Source organism: Clostridium novyi NT, assembly GCF_000014125.1.
GTDB lineage: Bacteria > Bacillota > Clostridia > Clostridiales > Clostridiaceae > Clostridium_H > Clostridium_H novyi.
In genome coordinates this window covers 1,284,212-1,302,186 of sequence record NC_008593.1, presented here as the reverse complement: position 1 = coordinate 1,302,186, position 17,975 = coordinate 1,284,212, and the positions used below count along the sequence as shown (strand labels likewise).

The following is a 17,975-nucleotide window of genomic DNA, read 5'->3' as shown; positions in this document are numbered from 1 at the left end:
AGCCTTTTATATTATTTCACCAGTTAATGAAAAAGAATTTGCTTTAGTTATTTTTATATTTACAAGTTTTCCTACTTGATCTAAACATCCATTAAAGTTTACAAGTTTTCCTGATCTAGTTCTACCCATAAGTTTTGTATCATCATTTTTACTAGGACCTTCAACTAGAACTTCAACTGTTTTTCCTTCAAATTCTTTATTTTTTCTTGCCATTATTTCGTTAACAGCCTCAACAAGTTTATTAAAACGAGTATGCTTTACATCTTCAGGTACTTGATCTTCAAGCTTTGCAGCTGGAGTGCCTTCTCTTTTAGAATATATAAATGTAAATGCTGAATCAAATTCTATTTCTTTTACAATACTTAATGTATCTTCAAAGTCTTTTTCAGTCTCACCAGGATATCCTATTATTATATCTGTACTTATTCCTACATTTGGCATAGCTTTTCTTAGTTTTTTTACTAAAGTTAAATAATCTTCTCTAGTATATTTTCTATTCATTTTTTGAAGTATTTCAGTAGAACCAGATTGGAGAGCAAAGTGACCTTGTTCGCATACTTTTTCACATTCAGCCATAGCTTTGATTAGTTCATCTGATACATCTTTCGGATGAGATGTCATAAATCTGATTCTTTCAAGTCCATCTATTTTATTAACCATTCTTAGTAAAGTGGCAAAATTAATTTCAGGTTCTAAGCCTTTTCCGTATGAATTAACATTTTGGCCAAGAAGAGTTATTTCTTTATAGCCTTTTGACACTAAATCTTTAATTTCATCTATTATATTTTGTGGATCACGACTTCTTTCTCTTCCACGTACATAAGGAACAATACAATAAGAACAGAAATTGTTACAACCATACATAATAGTAACAAAAGCTTTTATATCACTTTTTCTATCTACAGGAAGTCCTTCAACTATTCCTTTTTCTTTATCCCATATTTCTATTATAGAATTTCCTTCTGTTTTTACTCTTTCTATGTATTCAGGTAGTTTATATGAATTGTATGTACCAGCTATAATATCTACATGTGGGAATTTTTCCATAACCTTTTCTGGCATACCCTTTTGTTGCATCATACATCCAGTAACAATTAATATAAGGTTAGGATTTTTTCTCTTTAATGCTTTAAGTTCACCAAGATGACCATATACCTTTTGTTCAGCATTTTCACGTACACAACAAGTATTAAAAATAACAACATCAGCTTCATCACGTATGTCTGTTCTAGTATATCCAATTCCTTTTAATAATCCTGATATTTTTTCGGAATCTTCTTCATTCATTTGGCATCCCCAGGTTGAAATAAAGAAACGTTTATTATATATATTTTTTGTATTATTATCCAAAACTAAATCCTCCATTTATATAAAATCTCTTTTGTATTATAACATAACTAATATACCATAAATCTATAAAAAAATAAAAAAGAATATATTAAAACAAAAGTGAATAATTTAAAAAAGCTTCTTGCACTGTTTGTTTTAACATACAATGTAGAAATTAGTGTTTATATGAGTTTGTAAACTCCAAAAATTGAAATGTAAAATATAGTTTCTTTCATTTTTCGGAGAAATAATGTATAATACTAATACTAAATATAAAAATGTGCATAAAACAAGCGATTAAAATTCAATAACAAAAGAAGGGATGTTAAATATAGTGAATATTAAATTAGATATATTTTCAACTATGGCATTAGCCACTTTTGTATTTTATTTTGGTACATATTGCAAAAATAAAATACAATTATTTTCTAAGTATTGTATACCAGCACCGGTTATTGGTGGACTTATTTTTTCTATAATAGTTTTAATATTAAAAATGACTAATATAGCAACTATAACTTTAGATACAACACTTCAAACGGTATTTATGACTGCTTTTTTTACAAGTGTAGGATTTACTGCAAGTGTAAAAATGCTAAAAAAAGGTGGGATTAAGGTAATAATATTTTTGGGACTTTCTATTTTATTAGTAGTCTTTCAAAATACTTTAGGAGTTACCTTAAGTAAATTGTTTAAATTAAATCCTCTATTAGGACTTTGTACAAGCTCCATAGCTATGGTTGGAGGACATGGAACAGCAGGATCCTTTGGACCACTTCTAGAGGAAATGAATGTACGTGGAGCTACCACTGTTTCTTTTGCATCTGCAACATTTGGACTTATTATGGGAAGTGTTATTGGAGGTTTTGTAGCTAAAAGTTTAATTGAAAGATATAATTTAAAAACACCTAAAATATCAAAAGATAAATCTATTCCAGTAAGTGATTTTCATGAGGATAATGCAGCTGTTTTATGTCATAGCAGACTTATGAATGCTGTATCATGGATATTCTTTGCTATGGGAATAGGATGCTTGATTTCTAAATTTATTCAAAGTATGGGACTAACTTTTCCGTCTTATATTGGGGCAATGATGGCTGCTGCAATTATAAGAAATATTTGTGATTTTAAAAACAAGAAATTAGAGGAGAAGGAAATAGAAACAATAGGTGGTATTAGTTTATCATTTTTTCTTTCCATGGCTCTTATGGGATTGAAATTATGGGAGTTATTCGATCTTGCAATTCCAATGGTAGTTATGCTTATAGCACAATCTATACTTATGTTTTTATTCTCTTATTTCATTGTTTTTAAGGTACTTGGGAAAAACTATGAATCAGCTGTTTTTGCTTCAGCTAACTGTGGATTTGGAATGGGTGCAACTCCTAATGCTGTAGCAAATATGGATGCTTTAACTGATAAATTTGGATTTGCACCTACACCTTACTTAGTTGTTCCTATTGTAGGATGTTTATTTATAGATTTTGTAAACTCAGCTATAATTACTGTGTTTATAAATTTTATTAATTAGATATTATTAGATTATTTAAAGAGGCATGTTATTCAAAACTATGATTAACAATGCCTCTTTAAAATTATATTATTTTAATTTTATAATTTCACTAGCTAACTTCTCTACATATTTTAGCATGGCCTTTTTACCGTTGTTATCAAGTAAAGAATCTACCTTTTTAATTGTATTTTCTACAAACTTAGGATCGTTTATGTTTAGATCAAACTTTATATTACTAGACTTTGTTTGTGTAGTTTCAGAAGGTACATTTATTAGTTTAAGCTTATCTTCGAAATTTCTTAATTCCATTTTAATAATATACATAATTTTATTTTTATAATTTTCTTTAGTATAATTATTGTTTAATACATTACAGTTGTTTTCTATACAATCTAATGTTTTTATAGAGATTTCTTCTATTTTTGATTTAGGTATTTCTTCAAAAACATACCCAACAACTGTACTGTAAGTTATTTTAACATGGGCATTTTGAAATCTTGTTGAAAGTTTTTTAATAAGATCTATACCAAAATCATTGAAAATATTAAAAATAGAATCATTAATATCTTTATTTTCTGAATCAAAATCATATATTAAATTTAAATCAGTATAAATATTAGAAGAAATTATATCTAATTGTTTTTTCATTTCTTCCCTTAAGGTTTCTAAGTCTTCTAGGCTAAGTCTTCCATTATCATCTGAAAGAATATCATCTTCAAATGAAAGCATATTACTTACATTGTCTAGAAAACCTGTTGGTATTGAAGGAATATTATTTTCATTATTAATTGTCATTTTTATTTCTCCTTTTAGTTAGATTAGATTTATTATGATAGTTTATATTTTACACAGTATACAAAAATTCTTCAATAAATTAAAGCTTATATTTATACTAAATAAAAAATGTCATTCTAAATTTTTATGTAATCTATAGTAGAGGTTTATATTGGTATCATTCTATAAAAATTTTTAAAAATATAGGATCATAAGTTTTAGACCTATGATCCTATATTTTTTATTCTATTTCTGTTAATGTTCTAGGATATAATGTTGTTCCCCAAATATAGACTTTTCTGTTTTTAACTAAAGGAACATTTTTATCATCTATTATAGTTCTCCACCATTCCCAAGCAAGACCAGTGCATTCTTTAGCTTTTATGCAAATATTTCGAGCGTTACCTTTTAGGTATAATTCTGTATTGAAATGAGCTGTTCTACCGAAGTCATTTCCTTCCCATGATTTGTGTTCTACTATTTCTTTTCCATTCTTATCATAGCTTACTTCATCCCAAGTAATATTGAATTTAGCTACATATGCACCTCTATGATCAAGAGTAATTTTTCCATTAGTATATTCTGTAGAGGTTGTCTCTATATAATCTGTTTTATTGTTCACTGTTGCAACACTATTATCTTTTAGAAAAGAAGTAGTATATGCTATAGGATAACCTGGATTTCTAGGACTATATTCTGAGTTGTTAGTTATTATATTTCTTATTTCATCAAAGTTTTTAGTTATTACTTTGTTATGTTCTTTAGCTCCACCACCTAATACTGTAGCTGTAAATGAGCTTTGATTTAAAATATTTTTGTACTCAGAATTACTGCTTATATTTTGATTTTCTATTAGTGCTTTAAATGCAGCTTTTACATTGGCACTTTTAGAAGTAGTTTCAAGTTTTACATAAATAGTTCTACCATAAGATACACTTGAAACGTATACAGGAGGATTCTTACTATTAACTCCTTTTTTTGCTAAGTCATTAAATGTTACTTTATCCCCAAAGAAGTCTGATGGATGATTTGGGGCATCTACATTTACTGTATAAAAAATTTGCTTATATGCAAGAAGCATTACTTTCTTTTGTCCTTTATAAATAGAATCAAAATCAATATCCAATGCTTTATTTAAAGCTTTGAAATTACAACCTAATTTAGCTGATAATTGAGACTTACTATAAACCATAGAATCTGAATAGCTAAATCTAGTTGGAATGCTATATATTGACGAATAATGTGAATTCCACTTATTTAGCAATGAATCAATTCCTGCTTTAACAGAAGAATAAGTAGGAGAAGTTATAGTTGTCTTCCCTTCTTCACCCATCCCAGGTAAATCTATACTTATTGTTATTGGCTTTCTTTCACAAGATACTATATTAGGCTTGTTTTCTATAAGATTTCTATTTGCAAGTTGTATTGCACCAGGATAAGTTTTGTCATTCATCGAGTCTATAACAGCTATATCTGCTGTAGAATCTGATATACTTTTCTTTTCACGTTTTATAACGATGTACTTATCGGGTGTTGAAAAACCTTCGTTAGGTACAAAATTTTCAACTTTTTCTCCATTAAATGATAGTATTTTATTAGGATCATATTTTAATCCATAAATCCTATCATCTAAGGATTTAGTTTTCTTAGGTTTAATAACTTTATTAGGTCCCGATAATAAGCTTACATTTTTCTGGGTGCTTGTTATAAAGTTGCAACTACAAGTTAATGTTAATATTGAGAGAAAAGATATGCTACGAATTATAGTTTTTAAAGATTTCTTCATTAGTTACTCCCCCTATTTTGTTTAAATATAATTATTTTCTCTAATTAAATTATCGTATAAACGGTATGGAGCTTTATTTAAGATATATAATTTTTAAAAATTATAGTAAATTTTTAATCCATTCTTTTGCTTGATTTCCAATTTCTTTAGCCTCGTGTTTTAAAGGATCTTTAAATTGTATATCTCCTAAAATAGTATTTCCTTCTAGATTTTTTTTAAATACATCGAATGTTTTAGCAGCACCACCGCCACCATGACAGCAGAATAATGCTATATTTTTATTTTTTATATTATTATATTTTTCGAAAAAAGTATTAAATGCAGGTGCAAATGTTCCAGCCCATACTGGTGTTCCAAATACTATAAAATCATATTCATCAAAGTTAATATTTATTGGATTGATTTCTGGTTTCTTTTTCCTCATTGCATTAGTACCACCCACCAAGTATTTTTTTAAAAAGCCAGTTTTAGGTACATCGTTTACAGGAACTAATCGAACAATATCTCCTTTTAATACTTCATTTATACATTCGGATATAAACTTTGAATTTCCTTCTAATGAATAATAAATTATGATTGATTTCATAAGTAACCTCCATTTATATATAGTTAATTACATTTATATGGGTATTGCACAAATATTATAACATAATCATAAGATAAATGATATTAATTATCATTGAATGATATTAATTATCATTGAATGATATTAATTATCATTGAATGATATTAATAAAAGCCATAACTTAAATTAAGTTATGGCTTTTATTACATAATATATTATTTTAATAACTATTTTTTAAATAGAGCTTTCCAAGTTTCTATGCCAACTATACCATCTACTTTAAGATTATTATTTTTTTGAAATTTTTTAACTGCAAGTTCAGTATCATTTCTAAAAACACCGTCAGCTTTATAAATTCCAACATAGTAGCCTTTATCTATTAATCGTTGTTGAATAATTTTTGTTATATTTCCTCTAGCACCTCTACGAACTAGTATACAGGCATTTAAAGTGGAATTTCCAAAGTAACCATCTACTTTTAAACCTTTATTAAACTGTCTATTTAATTCTCTTTGCAAGTCTTTTACTATATCACCACTTATGCTTAATTGCCATAGAGGTTTTTCTTGTATTATACTATTATTTTGGGGAACTTTAAAATCTGAATTTATAAATATATATGGTGTAAATTTATTAGCATCACATGTATTTGGAACCCCTTCAATTCTTGCTTTATCAGTATACTGGAATCCTACCCACTTATTCCAGATACCATTATTATGAGGAGAAGCTACTCCATAATGAGCTATCCATAAAGGATAACTTGAGAGTCTTTTGTCTAGTTTTTCTATGGCAAATGAAGTATAAGTGTAAATTATACATTTAAATCCACTTAATCTTTCCATTTCCTTTAAAAATTCTAAACATCTATTTGTAACTTCAGTTTTACTTCGTTTTGAGGTTTCTATATCAAGTACAGGAATTACATGCATTTTTTTATTTTTTATAGTATTCCAAAAGTCTCTTGCTTGTTTAGTAGGATTACTTTTATCACTAAAAAAATGATAAAATCCAATTTTTAGTCCTGCTGTTTTACAACCATTGTAATGGGTTAAAAACATTTTATCTATAAAATCTACACCTTCAGTAGCTTTTATTATGACAACTTCTGTATTTCTTTTTAATTTATCATAGTTTATTCCTGATTGCCAGTTAGAAATATCAATTCCATTTATGATTTTATTACTAGCACATTGCATTATTATTCTCTCCTTTATAATATACAAGAAATAATTTTTTGTATATTATATATAAAAAAGTCAAGTTTTGACACAAAAATTTTATTGCTTAATGAAACTATATGCACAAATATAAGGAAAACATAATTAAAAAAATGAAATAAGAACATACTAACAATAGATAATATAAAAGGAGGATATTATAATGTATGATGCTAAAGAAAAAGAAGAATTAGGCGAAGTTACAGATTTAACTAAAGGATGTTGTATATCTGATAGAAGTTATTTTGGAGTTCTTCAAAATCAAAGGCTTACAAATATAAAATCATCATATGTTCCAAAAGAAGGATTACTTAATGATTTGAATTTAGAATAAAAACGTACAAAGAGAGCTTATATATGCTCTTTTTGTACGTTTGATTTAAATATTAGATAAGTACCATTTAGACCTTTCAAAGTCTTCTTTAAAATCTAGCAATTTGTATAATTCTAAAGCACGAATATTTTTAGGATCTACATTTATTTTAACAAAAGACTTCTTTTTCTTGTATAACATATTCAATAAATATTTTAAAAGTAAAGTACCATATCCTTGATTTTGATACTGAGGAAGTATTCCTAGGTTGACTATAAACGGAATCTTATTTTTTTCAATAATTTGACCATAACCAATATAACTATTTCCTTGTTTTAAAAATATAGCAGAGTCTTCACAGTAGTAATCCTGCATTTCATCATAATATATATCCTTAATTGTTAATGGTAATCTATTTTTAGATTCAAATATTGTATTTTGCAAGAAACATCTTATTGCTTCATCCTTACCCCTAATAAACTTTTTAAATTTTATATCACTTGGTACATACATTTCTTTTATTGAATTTAAATTTTGACTCATTTCCATAATCCCATGAATTTTTTCAAATCCTATTTTATTTAAGATATCAAAATTATAATGATTTTTTTCACATGTATATATAGTAGGATATGAAAGATCTAAGTTATTTATTAAATATGAATAATCATTTAATATATTGTCGTTTTCAACAATATACATAGAGTTTATTCTATGTATATTGTTCACTTTGCCACCTATCCAAACATAACCTATATATTTAAAGTCTTTTTTTAAAAGTTTTATTTTTTTTCTAAGTAATAAAATTTGCATATTATTTAATGTGTAATAAGATTGCCAAAAGTCTTTATTTAATTTATTAAAATTAGTTCTAAACTCATTTAGTTTATTAAATTCATTTAAGTTTTCTTTAGTAAGAACTTCTAATGTATACATATACCAATCCCCCAAGATGATATTCTGTAATAATATATACAAAAAAATTTTATTAATTCCAATATCTTATATATTTATATTAATTTAAATAAAATACACAAGAATTATTTAAGTTTCTTGTGTATTAATATAGTTATTCTGTTTCTTTTATACTTAAACTTAATCGTTTAGTTTCTTTATTAACATTTATTATTTTAGCTTTAACTTCTTGATTAAGTTCTAAAACATCGCTTGGTTTGTTTATTCTTTTATAACTGATTTCTGAAACATGAACTAGTCCATCTATACCAGGTTCTAATTGAACAAAAGCACCAAAGTCAGCAAATCTAACTATTTTTCCAAGTACTACAGAACCTACAGGGTATTTTTCTTCAACGTTATTCCAAGGATCTTCAGTTAATTTTTTTATAGATAATGATAGTTTTTTATGTTCTTTATCAATATTTAGTATACAAACTTTTACTTTTTCTCCTACACTTAAAATATCTTCAGGTTTTTCTACTCTTCCCCAAGAAATTTCAGAAACATGCAGTAAACCATCTATTCCATTTATATCTACAAATGCTCCAAAGTTAGTAAGTCTCTTTATTTCACCTTCTACTACATCATCCTTTTTAAAAGTTTCCCAAGCTTCTTCTTCTTGTTTAGCTTGTTCCTTTTGTAGTACATTTCTTCTAGAAGCTACTATTTTAGTACCTTTTCTGTTAACTCTAAATTCAATTATACTTACAGTCATTTCTTGTTCAATATATACGCTTAAATCTTCTACATGGAAAAGTTCTACATGTGATGCAGGGACAAAAATTCTAACTCCTCTATATCTTCCTATAATACCACCTTTTACAGATTCTTTTATAGAAATATTTAAGGTAGTCTTATTATTAAATGCTTCCTCTATTTCTTTAAATGCTTCTTCTCTTTCTATTTCAATTTTAGATAAAACTACACAATCATCATTATTTTTAAGACTAACTACTTTAGTTGTTACTTCATCACCAATATTAAATAAGTCCTTCATTGAAATATTTTCATCTCTAGTAGCTTCTTTTAAAGGTATAATACCATCTTTTTTATAACCTATGTTTACAAATGCTTCTTTTTCATTTAATGATATAACTTGTCCCTTTACTGTATCACCAACAGCTATTTGGATATCATTTTGTTCCATATAAGCTAATTGTTCATTAAATGCTGAATTGTTATTTTCACTCATTTTTGATATGGCCTCCTTTATAATCCAATCAGGTGTTGACGCGCCTGCTGTAACACCTATACTATTACTATTTTCGATTAAATCATTTGGTATTTCACTTGCATTTTCAACATGGATTGTATTTTCACAATTTTTTTTACAGATTTCATATAATTTAGTAGTATTCGAACTGTGATATCCACCGATTACTACCATAGAGTCTACTTTTTGTGAAAGTTTTTCTGCTGATTCCTGTCTTGTTTTTGTTGCATTACATATAGTATTAAAATTAGCAAGTGATTTACATAAAGGTGTTATTTTATCAATAACCTTATTAAAGTTTTCTTGTTTTTCAGTTGTTTGAGAAACAATGCAAACTTTATCAGGCAATGATTCAATATTTAATCCATCTTTTGATATTATAGCGGTATTGTTACAGTATCCATTTATACCAACAACTTCTGGATGACTTTTATCCCCTACTATTATTATTTGATAACCTAATTCATAATATTTTTTTACTGTTTCATGTATATGTGCTACATAAGGGCATGTAGCATCGGCAATTATAAGATTTTTATCTTTTAAAAGTTCTATAACATTAGGAGTAACTCCATGAGATCTTATAATAATAACATCACCTTCTTTTAAAGACTCAAGTTCATCTAACTCTATTGAAGTGATGTTTTTTGATTTTAAAAATTCAACCACGTCATTATTATGTATAAGTGGTCCTAATGTATATATAGGTTTTTTATATTCATTACTAAAGTTAATTGCAGTATCAACAGCTCTCTTAACACCAAAACAAAATCCAGCTTTCTCAGCTAACAATATTTTTTTCATAAAATCACTACCTTATTTGTTAAGTTTTTTAGCTATAATAGAACAAATACTATTTACAACTTCATCTATAGACATAGTTGTTGTATCAATTTCTATAGCATCTTTTGCTTTAGTTAGAGGATTTATCTTTCTAGTTGAATCTATATAATCTCGTTTTTTTATTTCTTCTAATATGTTATCATAATTTACTTCTATGTTTTTTGAACATAATTCTTTATAACGTCTAGAAGCTCTTTCCTCTGGAGAAGCAGTTATATAGAATTTAAAAGGTGCATCTTTTAAAACAACTGTTCCAATATCTCTTCCATCCATAATAACATCATATTTTTCTGCCATTTTTTGTTGTAGATACACAAGCTTTTCTCTTACTTCTAAAATAGCTGCATAATTTGAAACATTTTCACTTATTTTAGGTAGAGTAAGTGCATCATTTACATCTTCTCCGTTTAATATAAGTCTATCATTTTCAAAATGCATTTCAAGATTACTCATAAGATCGCATAACTTTTCAATGTTATCAGAGTTAATGTTGTTTTCTAATGCTTTTAGTGTAATAGCTCTATACATAGAGCCTGTGTTTATATACATTAGGTTGAATTTACTTCCAACCATTTTTGCTATTGTGCTTTTTCCAGCTCCTGCTGGTCCGTCTATTGCTACATTTAATTTCAAAATAATACCGCCTTTCTTATTTTAGGCATAGATAATATATTCTATGAAAAGTACTAAAATCCTTTATTTTTTTACATAAGTTAACTAATTATCTATGCTAATTCCAGCTATAAATCCAGTGGATAATGCTATTTGTATATTAAATCCCCCAGTGTATGCATCTACATCTATCATTTCACCTGCAAAGGATAAGTTATTTATTATTTTTGATTTCATTGTGGAAGGATCTATATCCTTTACACTAACACCACCAGAAGTTACTATAGCTTCTTTTATAGGTCTAAGTCCTTTTATGCTTAATTCAAAGTTTTGAATTAAATGAACTAGTCTTTTTCTTTCTTCTTTTGTAATTGAATTTACTTTTTTATCTTCAGATATATTGCTTAACTTTATTATAATTGATATTAGTCTTTGAGGTAATAGATCATTTAATGCATTTTTAAAATCTTTATTTAAGTATTTTGAAAAATCCTTTTGAATACGTTTGTCTAATTCTTCTTCTGTTAATGCTGGTTTCAAGTTTATAACTGCTTTTAAGTTAGAATTAGAATTTACAACATGACTTCCGCTTAAAACAATAGGACCTGATATTCCAAAGTGAGTAAATAACATCTCACCAAAATCCTCATATAATGTTTTGTTTTTATTTTTAATAGATAGAGTTACATTTTTAAGAGATAACCCTTGAAGTTCTTTTATCCACTCTTCTTTTAGCTCAATTGGAATTAAAGAAGGTTTAGGTTCAACTATTTTATGACCTAATTTTTCAGAGAAACTTAATCCTTCACCAGTGGAACCAGTTTGAGGATAAGAAAGTCCTCCTGTTGCAAGTATAAAATGATCACCCTTTATCTCTTTACCATTTTTTAAAATTACTTTTGAAATAGTATTATTTTCTGTTACTATATCTTTAATAGTTGAATTTAACATTATATGTACATTTTTATTTGAAAGTTCTTTTTCGAAAGCTTTTATTATATCTGATGATTTATCGGATTTAGGAAATACTCTATCTCCTCTTTCTACTTTAAGAGGCACCCCAAGACTTTCAAAGAAGTTTATTGTATCTAAATTAGTATAGGAATATAAGCTACTATATAAAAAAGTAGAGTTAGTTGGTATATTGTCAAAGAACTCACTAATATCTTTATTGTTAGTAACATTACATCTTCCTTTACCTGTTATAAAAAGCTTTTTGCCTAATTTATCATTTTTCTCTAAAAGGGTTACTTCATTATTAGGATTTTTGGCAGATTCAATAGCTGCCATCATACCAGCAGGTCCCCCTCCTATAACTATAACTTTTTTCATCAGTTCACCTCTTCAATAAATATATGACTTATCTACTATTATAATTTAATACACAGGAATAGTTTATTCAAGATATATGTATATATAAATAAAAAAAGCAAGAAATTAAAATAACTTCTTACCTTCTATACTTAAAATATCTAATCTTCTCCCTTGCAAGAATAAACTTGATATTCTTCCCAAATATTTTCTAATTCTTTAAATAAATTAGAAATATGATCTTTTTCTCTAAGGCCTACTGCAACAATTAAGGCGTTAATAACACTAAGTGGAGCTACAAGTGAATCAACGAAAGATGCCATATTGCTTTGGGCAATTAAGGTATATTGAGCTTTAGTTGCAAGTGGAGATAATAAACTATCAGTTATTGCAACTACTTTTGTACCTTTACTTTGAGCGAAAGATAATGCTTCAACTGTTCTTGCAGCATAGCGAGGAAATCCTATTCCTATAAGCAAGTCATCTTTTGTTATATTTATCATTTGATCAAATACATCACTTATGCCATGCTTTACAACTTTTACATTTACATTATCTAAAATCATGTTTAAATAAAATGCTAGAAATTCAGCAAGTACAGTGGAGCTTCTAAGACCTATTATGTATATTCTTTTAGCCTGAAATATACTATCTACAACTTCTTCAAAGTCCTTATAATTTATTTTTTCAAGGGTAGCACGTATATTTTCCATGTCACCTTTTAAAACTCCCTTTAATGAGTTTTCTTGATTTATTAAATTATTTGATATTTCTATTCTTTGTACTGTTGTAAGCTTATTCTTTATTAAGTCATGTAATGCCTTTTGAAGTTTAGGATATCCACTAAATCCAAGTTCATTTGCAAATCTAACTACTGTAGATTCACTGACTCCTACACTATTACCAAGTTTTGCAGCTGTCATAAAAGCTGCTTTATCATAATGTTTTAATATATATTCAGCGATTAACTTCTGACCTTTACTTAATCTAGTAAATTTCATCTGTATGGTTTTCATCAAATCCTGAGTATTATCATCCATTGTACTATTCAATCCCTTCTTACATTCATTGCAACAATATGAAATTTTTATTTCATTTTATCATCAATTAAATATTTTATCAATATATAATGCATATTATTGGATTTGAAACTATAAAATAAAAGGATTTATAGATTTTTTAAATATTTTATCTCACTTTCATTCAAATATCTCCACTGACTACGTTTTAAGTTATTTAGAGATATTTTACCTACTGAAATTCTTTTAAGTGCTATAACTGGGTGACCAATTTTATCACACATTCTTCTTACTTGTCTGTTTTTACCTTCATGAATAGTTATTCTAACTTTAGACTTATCTTCTAACTTATCAATTACTTCAAAATTTGCTTTGGATGTTATATAGTCTCCAATATCGAGTCCATTACAAAATTTATGTATTTCTTCATCAGATGGAACCCCTTTTATAATTGCTATATATACTTTATCTATTTCTTTACGAGGATGAATTATTTTGTTATAAATATCTCCATCGTTTGTCATAAGCAATAGTCCAGAAGTATTATAATCAAGTCTTCCTATTGGAAAAATTCTTTCTTCAACTTCTACTAAGTCCATTATGGTTTTTCTATTTCTTTCATCTTTAACTGTAGAAACATATCCTTCTGGTTTATTAAGAGCTATATATACTTTTTTTTCTTCTAAAAATATTAGTTTTGAATCTACATATACTTTATCTTTTGAAGGATCTACTTTGAATCCAAGTTCATTAACAATAGTTCCATTTACTTTTACTCTATTACTAATAATAATTTCTTCGCATTTACGTCTTGATGCAACTCCACAAGAAGCCATGTATTTTTGCAATCTTTCTTTCATTTATAATCACCTACATTATTTTATTTACAGAGTTTATTATATAGTCATTTATATTTATAATCAAATAATAAGTGTATTTGCTAAATTTGTTGTTTTATATATTATATAGTGCTATATTATAAATACTGTATTTTGATAATAATAATTAAAGTGAGGGATAAAATTACATGGCAAATTATGAATTAGTTGCAACTTCTGCTTTTGGTATAGAAGGTCTTGTAAGTAAAGAACTAAAAAGACTTGGATATAAAAACTTAAAAGTGGAAAATGGAAAAGTTACATATAATGGTGATGAGGAATGTATTTGTAAATCTAATCTTTGGCTTAGATGTGCAGATAGAGTATACATAAAACTTGCGGAATTCAAAGCTACAACTTTTGAAGATTTATTTCAAGGCACAAAGAGAATTCCTTGGTCAAACTTTTTACCTGAAGATGCAAATTTTATTGTAAATGCTAAATCAGTTAAATCAACATTATTTAGTCTTTCTGATATACAATCTATATGTAAGAAAGCTATTGTTGAAAATTTAAAAGAAGAATATAATGTAGAATGGTTTAGTGAAAGCGGAAGTGTCTATCCTATACTTATTTCTATATTAAATGATGAAGTAACAGTTTTATTAGACACTAGTGGAGATGCTCTTCATAAAAGAGGATATAGAGAAAAAGGGAGTTTAGCTCCACTAAAGGAAACACTAGCTGCTGCCCTTGTTATTTTAAGTAATTGGAGATACGATAGACTTTTCATAGATCCATTTTGTGGTTCAGGAACTATTCCAATAGAAGCTGCTATGATTGCTAGAAATATAGCACCTGGTCTTAATAGAACATTTGCATGTGAAAATTGGGATTTTATTATATCCTCATTAACATGGAAAAAGGTAAGAAAAGAAGCATATGAAGCTATTATGTATGACAAGGAATATCATATATTTGGATATGACAAAGATAGCAAGATAATTCCTGTAGCAAGAGAAAATGCTGTAAAGGCAGGAGTTGATGATTGTATTCATTTCCAAACTCAACCTGTTCAAGAATTAAGTACTCATTATAATTATGGTACCATTGTTTGTAACCCTCCATATGGAGAAAGATTAAATGAAAAAGATGAAGTAGAAGCTCTTTATAGAGATATGGGAAAAGTATTTTCAAAATTTGATACTTGGTCAAAATTTGTAATTACATCTTATAGTGACTTTGAAAAATGCTTTGGTAAGAAGTCTGATAAAAATAGGAAGTTATACAATGGAAGAATTCAGTGTTACTACTATCAATATATAGGTCCAAAACCACCAAGAAGAAATAAAGACATGGATTAATTCCATGTCAGATTGTTCAAAAAGCCCCCAACAATTGGGGGCTTTTGTTTACGCCAAAATTCTTTTATGCGATAGCATTCGAAAAATATTTATTATGTATGTTAATTTGGAATAAATTTGAATTAATGTACACAAAAAATAATGCGATAGCACCATGGCTATCTTTTTCATATTCTGAACTGCCGCTGTAAGTAAGCATTGTTCAGAAACATTTTTAATTCCTCGCATGCGACAATAACGTAGCCCATGTAATTCTTTTGAATCAGCAAAGCTACGCTCAATCTTTTCTTTACGTCGTTTGTAAATACTTTTACCTTTTTCTGTTTTAGTAAAGCTAAAAATTTGATCTTTATAGTCTTCCCAAACATGACGACGTATAGTTCTATTAATGGATTTATCAGATGTTAAGCAATTATTTTTATATTTGCAATAAGCACAATGCTCCGCATTACTTAAATATTCTTTATAACCTTCCCTCGTAGTAGTTCTATATTTTAAAAAGCAATTATTAATACACACATATCCATCTAATTCTTTAACATACTGAAATCTATATTTTGTATATTTTCCTTTAACATGGGGTCCTAAACGGAACCCAAAAACACCTTGATAATTTTTGTCTGAAATTTGTTTACAAATAGGATTCGTAGAATATCCGGCATCTGCTACTAAATATTTTGTATTAAAATTAAACTTTTCTATTTGAGTTTCTATTCTTTTAACATAAGGATCTACATCGTTTATATTCCCGGGAGTAACATGAACGTCTGTTATAATATTATACTTTCCGTCAACAGTTCTATGATCTAAATAAAAAAAGCCTTTAGGTTTTCCATCTCTAACCATATATCCACTGTCTGGATCAGTTGTACTTACTTTTATTTCCTTAGTTTCAGCTATTTTAGTCTTTTTTTTTAGAGGCTTTTTATTATGATTAATTCTATCTTTATTAATGTCATTCTCTAATTCATCAAAGTATTCCTTTGTGGATTTAGTTATTTCTTTTTTAATAAATTTATGTTTATTAGCGTTAGCTTTTAAGTGAGTAGAATCAGTATATAGAATTTTCCCATCAACCAAGTTTCTATTAATAGCTTGAAATACAATATTATCAAATATTTCTTGATGTATATTTGTATTACTAAATCTTTTTGTTCTATTCTGGCTTATAGTGGAATGACTTGGTATTTTATCAGTAAGTCCATATCCTAAAAACCATCTGTAAGCTACATTTACCTGGATTTCTTTTATAAGCTGACGCTCTGAACGTATACCGAATAGGTATCCTATAAAAAGCATTTTAAATAATACAACTGGGTCTACTGAAGGTCTTCCATTATCAGGACAATATAAATCCTTAGTTAAATCTCTTATAAATGAAAAGTCTATGTATTTATCTATCTTTCTAAGTATGTGATTTTCAGGTACTAAATTTTCTATATAAACTAGTTCTAATTGATTTTGTTTTCTTTCATTATTAGTAAGCATTTTTCCTCCGTAGGAGCCCTAACGGGCTAAAAGATTTATTGGTCTAAAATATATATTCTACATAAAAACTAAAAACCCTTTTTGTAATAAATGTAAAAAGGCTGTTGACAAATTATGTTTATCAACAGCCTGACATGGATTAATTCCATGTTTTTATTTCTTTTCTTTTTTTTCTAATCTAAGACCATCTATTAATATAGATAAGAATATAGGTATAGAAATTATAGTTAACAAATATGAAGTAGTCATTTCTAATAATATAATTCCAAGAAAAAATATTCCCCTTGGAACTATATCACCAAATCCAACAGTAAAAAATGTTACAGCACTAAAATAAACACATTCAGCAAATGATTTTCTCTCTCCATTATCCATAAAGTTATCCTTAAGATCTAATGCTATACTTGGAGGCAAATTGTTTATTATGTAATATATAAATCCATATGAAAATATAACTAGAGATATTGAAAATATTATTACAAATAGAAAAAACGAAAATCTATTTTTATATATATAGTTTTTTATTGAATTTTTATTTTTATTGTACGAGTTTACGTCTTTCCAAATAAAGTACATATTATACAACATTAAAACTAATAATAATGATATAAACAACAAACTAAATATTATTGGTTTTTTAAGATAAATAGGTTTCCCATTATACAAAGTTATAGATGTTAATAAACCATAAAGAGCTGATATTATACCTAACATCAAAAGTACGCAATTCATTAAAAATCTCTCGAAAGTATTCTTCTGTTTATGTAATATTAGTATAGAAATAATACATATAAGTGCATATATAAATATTGATACTATCATATTGACAAATCGTTAATCTCCTTTATAA

General features: G+C 27.0%; 16 protein-coding genes. 3 read left to right on the top strand and 13 right to left on the bottom strand.

Annotated elements, in window-relative coordinates:
* Positions 1-6 precede the first annotated feature (6 nt).
* Positions 7-1,365 (bottom strand): tRNA (N6-isopentenyl adenosine(37)-C2)-methylthiotransferase MiaB, encoded by a 1,359-nt coding sequence (gene miaB, locus NT01CX_RS06075; RefSeq protein WP_011722177.1) that lies wholly within the window; start codon positions 1,363-1,365, stop codon positions 7-9.
* Positions 1,366-1,663: 298 nt separating this feature from the next.
* Between miaB and gltS the strand changes: the two genes are divergently transcribed.
* A complete protein-coding gene (gene gltS / locus NT01CX_RS06070; protein ID WP_039223733.1) occupies positions 1,664-2,860 on the top strand; it encodes a sodium/glutamate symporter in 1,197 nt (398 codons plus the stop codon).
* A gap of 69 nt (positions 2,861-2,929) precedes the next feature.
* Here gltS and NT01CX_RS06065 read toward each other — a convergent pair whose 3' ends face one another.
* The 4 genes from NT01CX_RS06065 to NT01CX_RS06050 all read right to left on the bottom strand — a co-directional run bounded on the left by NT01CX_RS06065 (position 2,930) and on the right by NT01CX_RS06050 (position 7,166).
* A complete protein-coding gene (locus tag NT01CX_RS06065; RefSeq protein ID WP_011722175.1) occupies positions 2,930-3,637 on the bottom strand; it encodes a hypothetical protein in 708 nt (235 codons plus the stop codon).
* Between the two features lie 220 nt (positions 3,638-3,857).
* Complete coding sequence (locus NT01CX_RS06060) at positions 3,858-5,402, bottom strand: thiol-activated cytolysin family protein (protein WP_011722174.1); 1,545 nt, start codon at positions 5,400-5,402, stop codon at positions 3,858-3,860.
* Positions 5,403-5,502: 100 nt separating this feature from the next.
* Positions 5,503-5,988 (bottom strand): flavodoxin family protein, encoded by a 486-nt coding sequence (locus NT01CX_RS06055; RefSeq protein WP_011722173.1) that lies wholly within the window; start codon positions 5,986-5,988, stop codon positions 5,503-5,505.
* A gap of 206 nt (positions 5,989-6,194) precedes the next feature.
* The gene (locus NT01CX_RS06050) at positions 6,195-7,166 is read right to left on the bottom strand and encodes a GH25 family lysozyme (protein WP_011722172.1); all 972 of its coding nucleotides are present in this window, start codon (positions 7,164-7,166) and stop codon (positions 6,195-6,197) included.
* Between the two features lie 184 nt (positions 7,167-7,350).
* Between NT01CX_RS06050 and NT01CX_RS12270 the strand changes: the two genes are divergently transcribed.
* Positions 7,351-7,521, top strand: coding sequence for a hypothetical protein (locus NT01CX_RS12270; RefSeq protein WP_011722171.1), 171 nt, complete (start codon positions 7,351-7,353; stop codon positions 7,519-7,521).
* A 45-nt stretch (positions 7,522-7,566) separates the two neighbouring features.
* Here NT01CX_RS12270 and NT01CX_RS06045 read toward each other — a convergent pair whose 3' ends face one another.
* The 6 genes from NT01CX_RS06045 to NT01CX_RS06020 form a co-directional block, all read right to left on the bottom strand.
* Entirely contained in the window at positions 7,567-8,436 is an 870-nt protein-coding gene (locus tag NT01CX_RS06045) for a GNAT family N-acetyltransferase (protein WP_011722170.1), read from the bottom strand.
* 133 nt (positions 8,437-8,569) lie between these two features.
* Positions 8,570-10,474: a bifunctional 4-hydroxy-3-methylbut-2-enyl diphosphate reductase/30S ribosomal protein S1 gene (locus NT01CX_RS06040; RefSeq protein WP_011722169.1), complete on the bottom strand. Its 1,905-nt coding sequence runs from the start codon at positions 10,472-10,474 to the stop codon at positions 8,570-8,572.
* A gap of 12 nt (positions 10,475-10,486) precedes the next feature.
* Entirely contained in the window at positions 10,487-11,146 is a 660-nt protein-coding gene (cmk, locus tag NT01CX_RS06035) for a (d)CMP kinase (RefSeq protein WP_011722168.1), read from the bottom strand.
* Between the two features lie 84 nt (positions 11,147-11,230).
* Positions 11,231-12,457: an NAD(P)/FAD-dependent oxidoreductase gene (locus NT01CX_RS06030; RefSeq protein ID WP_011722167.1), complete on the bottom strand. Its 1,227-nt coding sequence runs from the start codon at positions 12,455-12,457 to the stop codon at positions 11,231-11,233.
* 140 nt (positions 12,458-12,597) lie between these two features.
* Positions 12,598-13,476, bottom strand: coding sequence for a MurR/RpiR family transcriptional regulator (locus tag NT01CX_RS06025; RefSeq protein ID WP_039227161.1), 879 nt, complete (start codon positions 13,474-13,476; stop codon positions 12,598-12,600).
* A 128-nt stretch (positions 13,477-13,604) separates the two neighbouring features.
* Positions 13,605-14,315: a pseudouridine synthase gene (locus NT01CX_RS06020; RefSeq protein ID WP_011722165.1), complete on the bottom strand. Its 711-nt coding sequence runs from the start codon at positions 14,313-14,315 to the stop codon at positions 13,605-13,607.
* A 167-nt stretch (positions 14,316-14,482) separates the two neighbouring features.
* Here NT01CX_RS06020 and NT01CX_RS06015 point away from each other — a divergent pair, with 167 nt between their 5' ends.
* Complete coding sequence (locus tag NT01CX_RS06015; protein WP_011722164.1) at positions 14,483-15,637, top strand: THUMP domain-containing class I SAM-dependent RNA methyltransferase; 1,155 nt, start codon at positions 14,483-14,485, stop codon at positions 15,635-15,637.
* 48 nt (positions 15,638-15,685) lie between these two features.
* Here NT01CX_RS06015 and NT01CX_RS06010 read toward each other — a convergent pair whose 3' ends face one another.
* A complete protein-coding gene (locus tag NT01CX_RS06010; RefSeq protein ID WP_011722163.1) occupies positions 15,686-17,125 on the bottom strand; it encodes an IS1182-like element ISCno1 family transposase in 1,440 nt (479 codons plus the stop codon).
* Positions 17,126-17,278: 153 nt separating this feature from the next.
* Positions 17,279-17,947: a potassium channel family protein gene (locus NT01CX_RS06005; RefSeq protein WP_011722162.1), complete on the bottom strand. Its 669-nt coding sequence runs from the start codon at positions 17,945-17,947 to the stop codon at positions 17,279-17,281.
* Positions 17,948-17,975 lie beyond the last annotated feature (28 nt).

Bases quoted from the DNA above. Each gene is read 5' to 3' on its own strand.
- NT01CX_RS06010 (WP_011722163.1), bottom strand. From the start codon at position 17,125: ATGCTTACTAATAATGAAAGAAAACAAAATCAATTAGAACTAGTTTAT.
- NT01CX_RS12270 (WP_011722171.1), top strand. From the start codon at position 7,351: ATGTATGATGCTAAAGAAAAAGAAGAATTAGGCGAAGTTACAGATTTA.
- NT01CX_RS06050 (WP_011722172.1), bottom strand. From the start codon at position 7,166: ATGCAATGTGCTAGTAATAAAATCATAAATGGAATTGATATTTCTAAC.
- NT01CX_RS06015 (WP_011722164.1), top strand. From the start codon at position 14,483: ATGGCAAATTATGAATTAGTTGCAACTTCTGCTTTTGGTATAGAAGGT.
- NT01CX_RS06020 (WP_011722165.1), bottom strand. From the start codon at position 14,315: ATGAAAGAAAGATTGCAAAAATACATGGCTTCTTGTGGAGTTGCATCA.
- NT01CX_RS06005 (WP_011722162.1), bottom strand. From the start codon at position 17,947: ATGATAGTATCAATATTTATATATGCACTTATATGTATTATTTCTATA.
- miaB (WP_011722177.1), bottom strand. From the start codon at position 1,365: ATGGAGGATTTAGTTTTGGATAATAATACAAAAAATATATATAATAAA.
- NT01CX_RS06065 (WP_011722175.1), bottom strand. From the start codon at position 3,637: ATGACAATTAATAATGAAAATAATATTCCTTCAATACCAACAGGTTTT.
- NT01CX_RS06030 (WP_011722167.1), bottom strand. From the start codon at position 12,457: ATGAAAAAAGTTATAGTTATAGGAGGGGGACCTGCTGGTATGATGGCA.
- NT01CX_RS06040 (WP_011722169.1), bottom strand. From the start codon at position 10,474: ATGAAAAAAATATTGTTAGCTGAGAAAGCTGGATTTTGTTTTGGTGTT.
- NT01CX_RS06060 (WP_011722174.1), bottom strand. From the start codon at position 5,402: ATGAAGAAATCTTTAAAAACTATAATTCGTAGCATATCTTTTCTCTCA.
- NT01CX_RS06025 (WP_039227161.1), bottom strand. From the start codon at position 13,476: ATGGATGATAATACTCAGGATTTGATGAAAACCATACAGATGAAATTT.
- NT01CX_RS06055 (WP_011722173.1), bottom strand. From the start codon at position 5,988: ATGAAATCAATCATAATTTATTATTCATTAGAAGGAAATTCAAAGTTT.
- NT01CX_RS06045 (WP_011722170.1), bottom strand. From the start codon at position 8,436: ATGTATACATTAGAAGTTCTTACTAAAGAAAACTTAAATGAATTTAAT.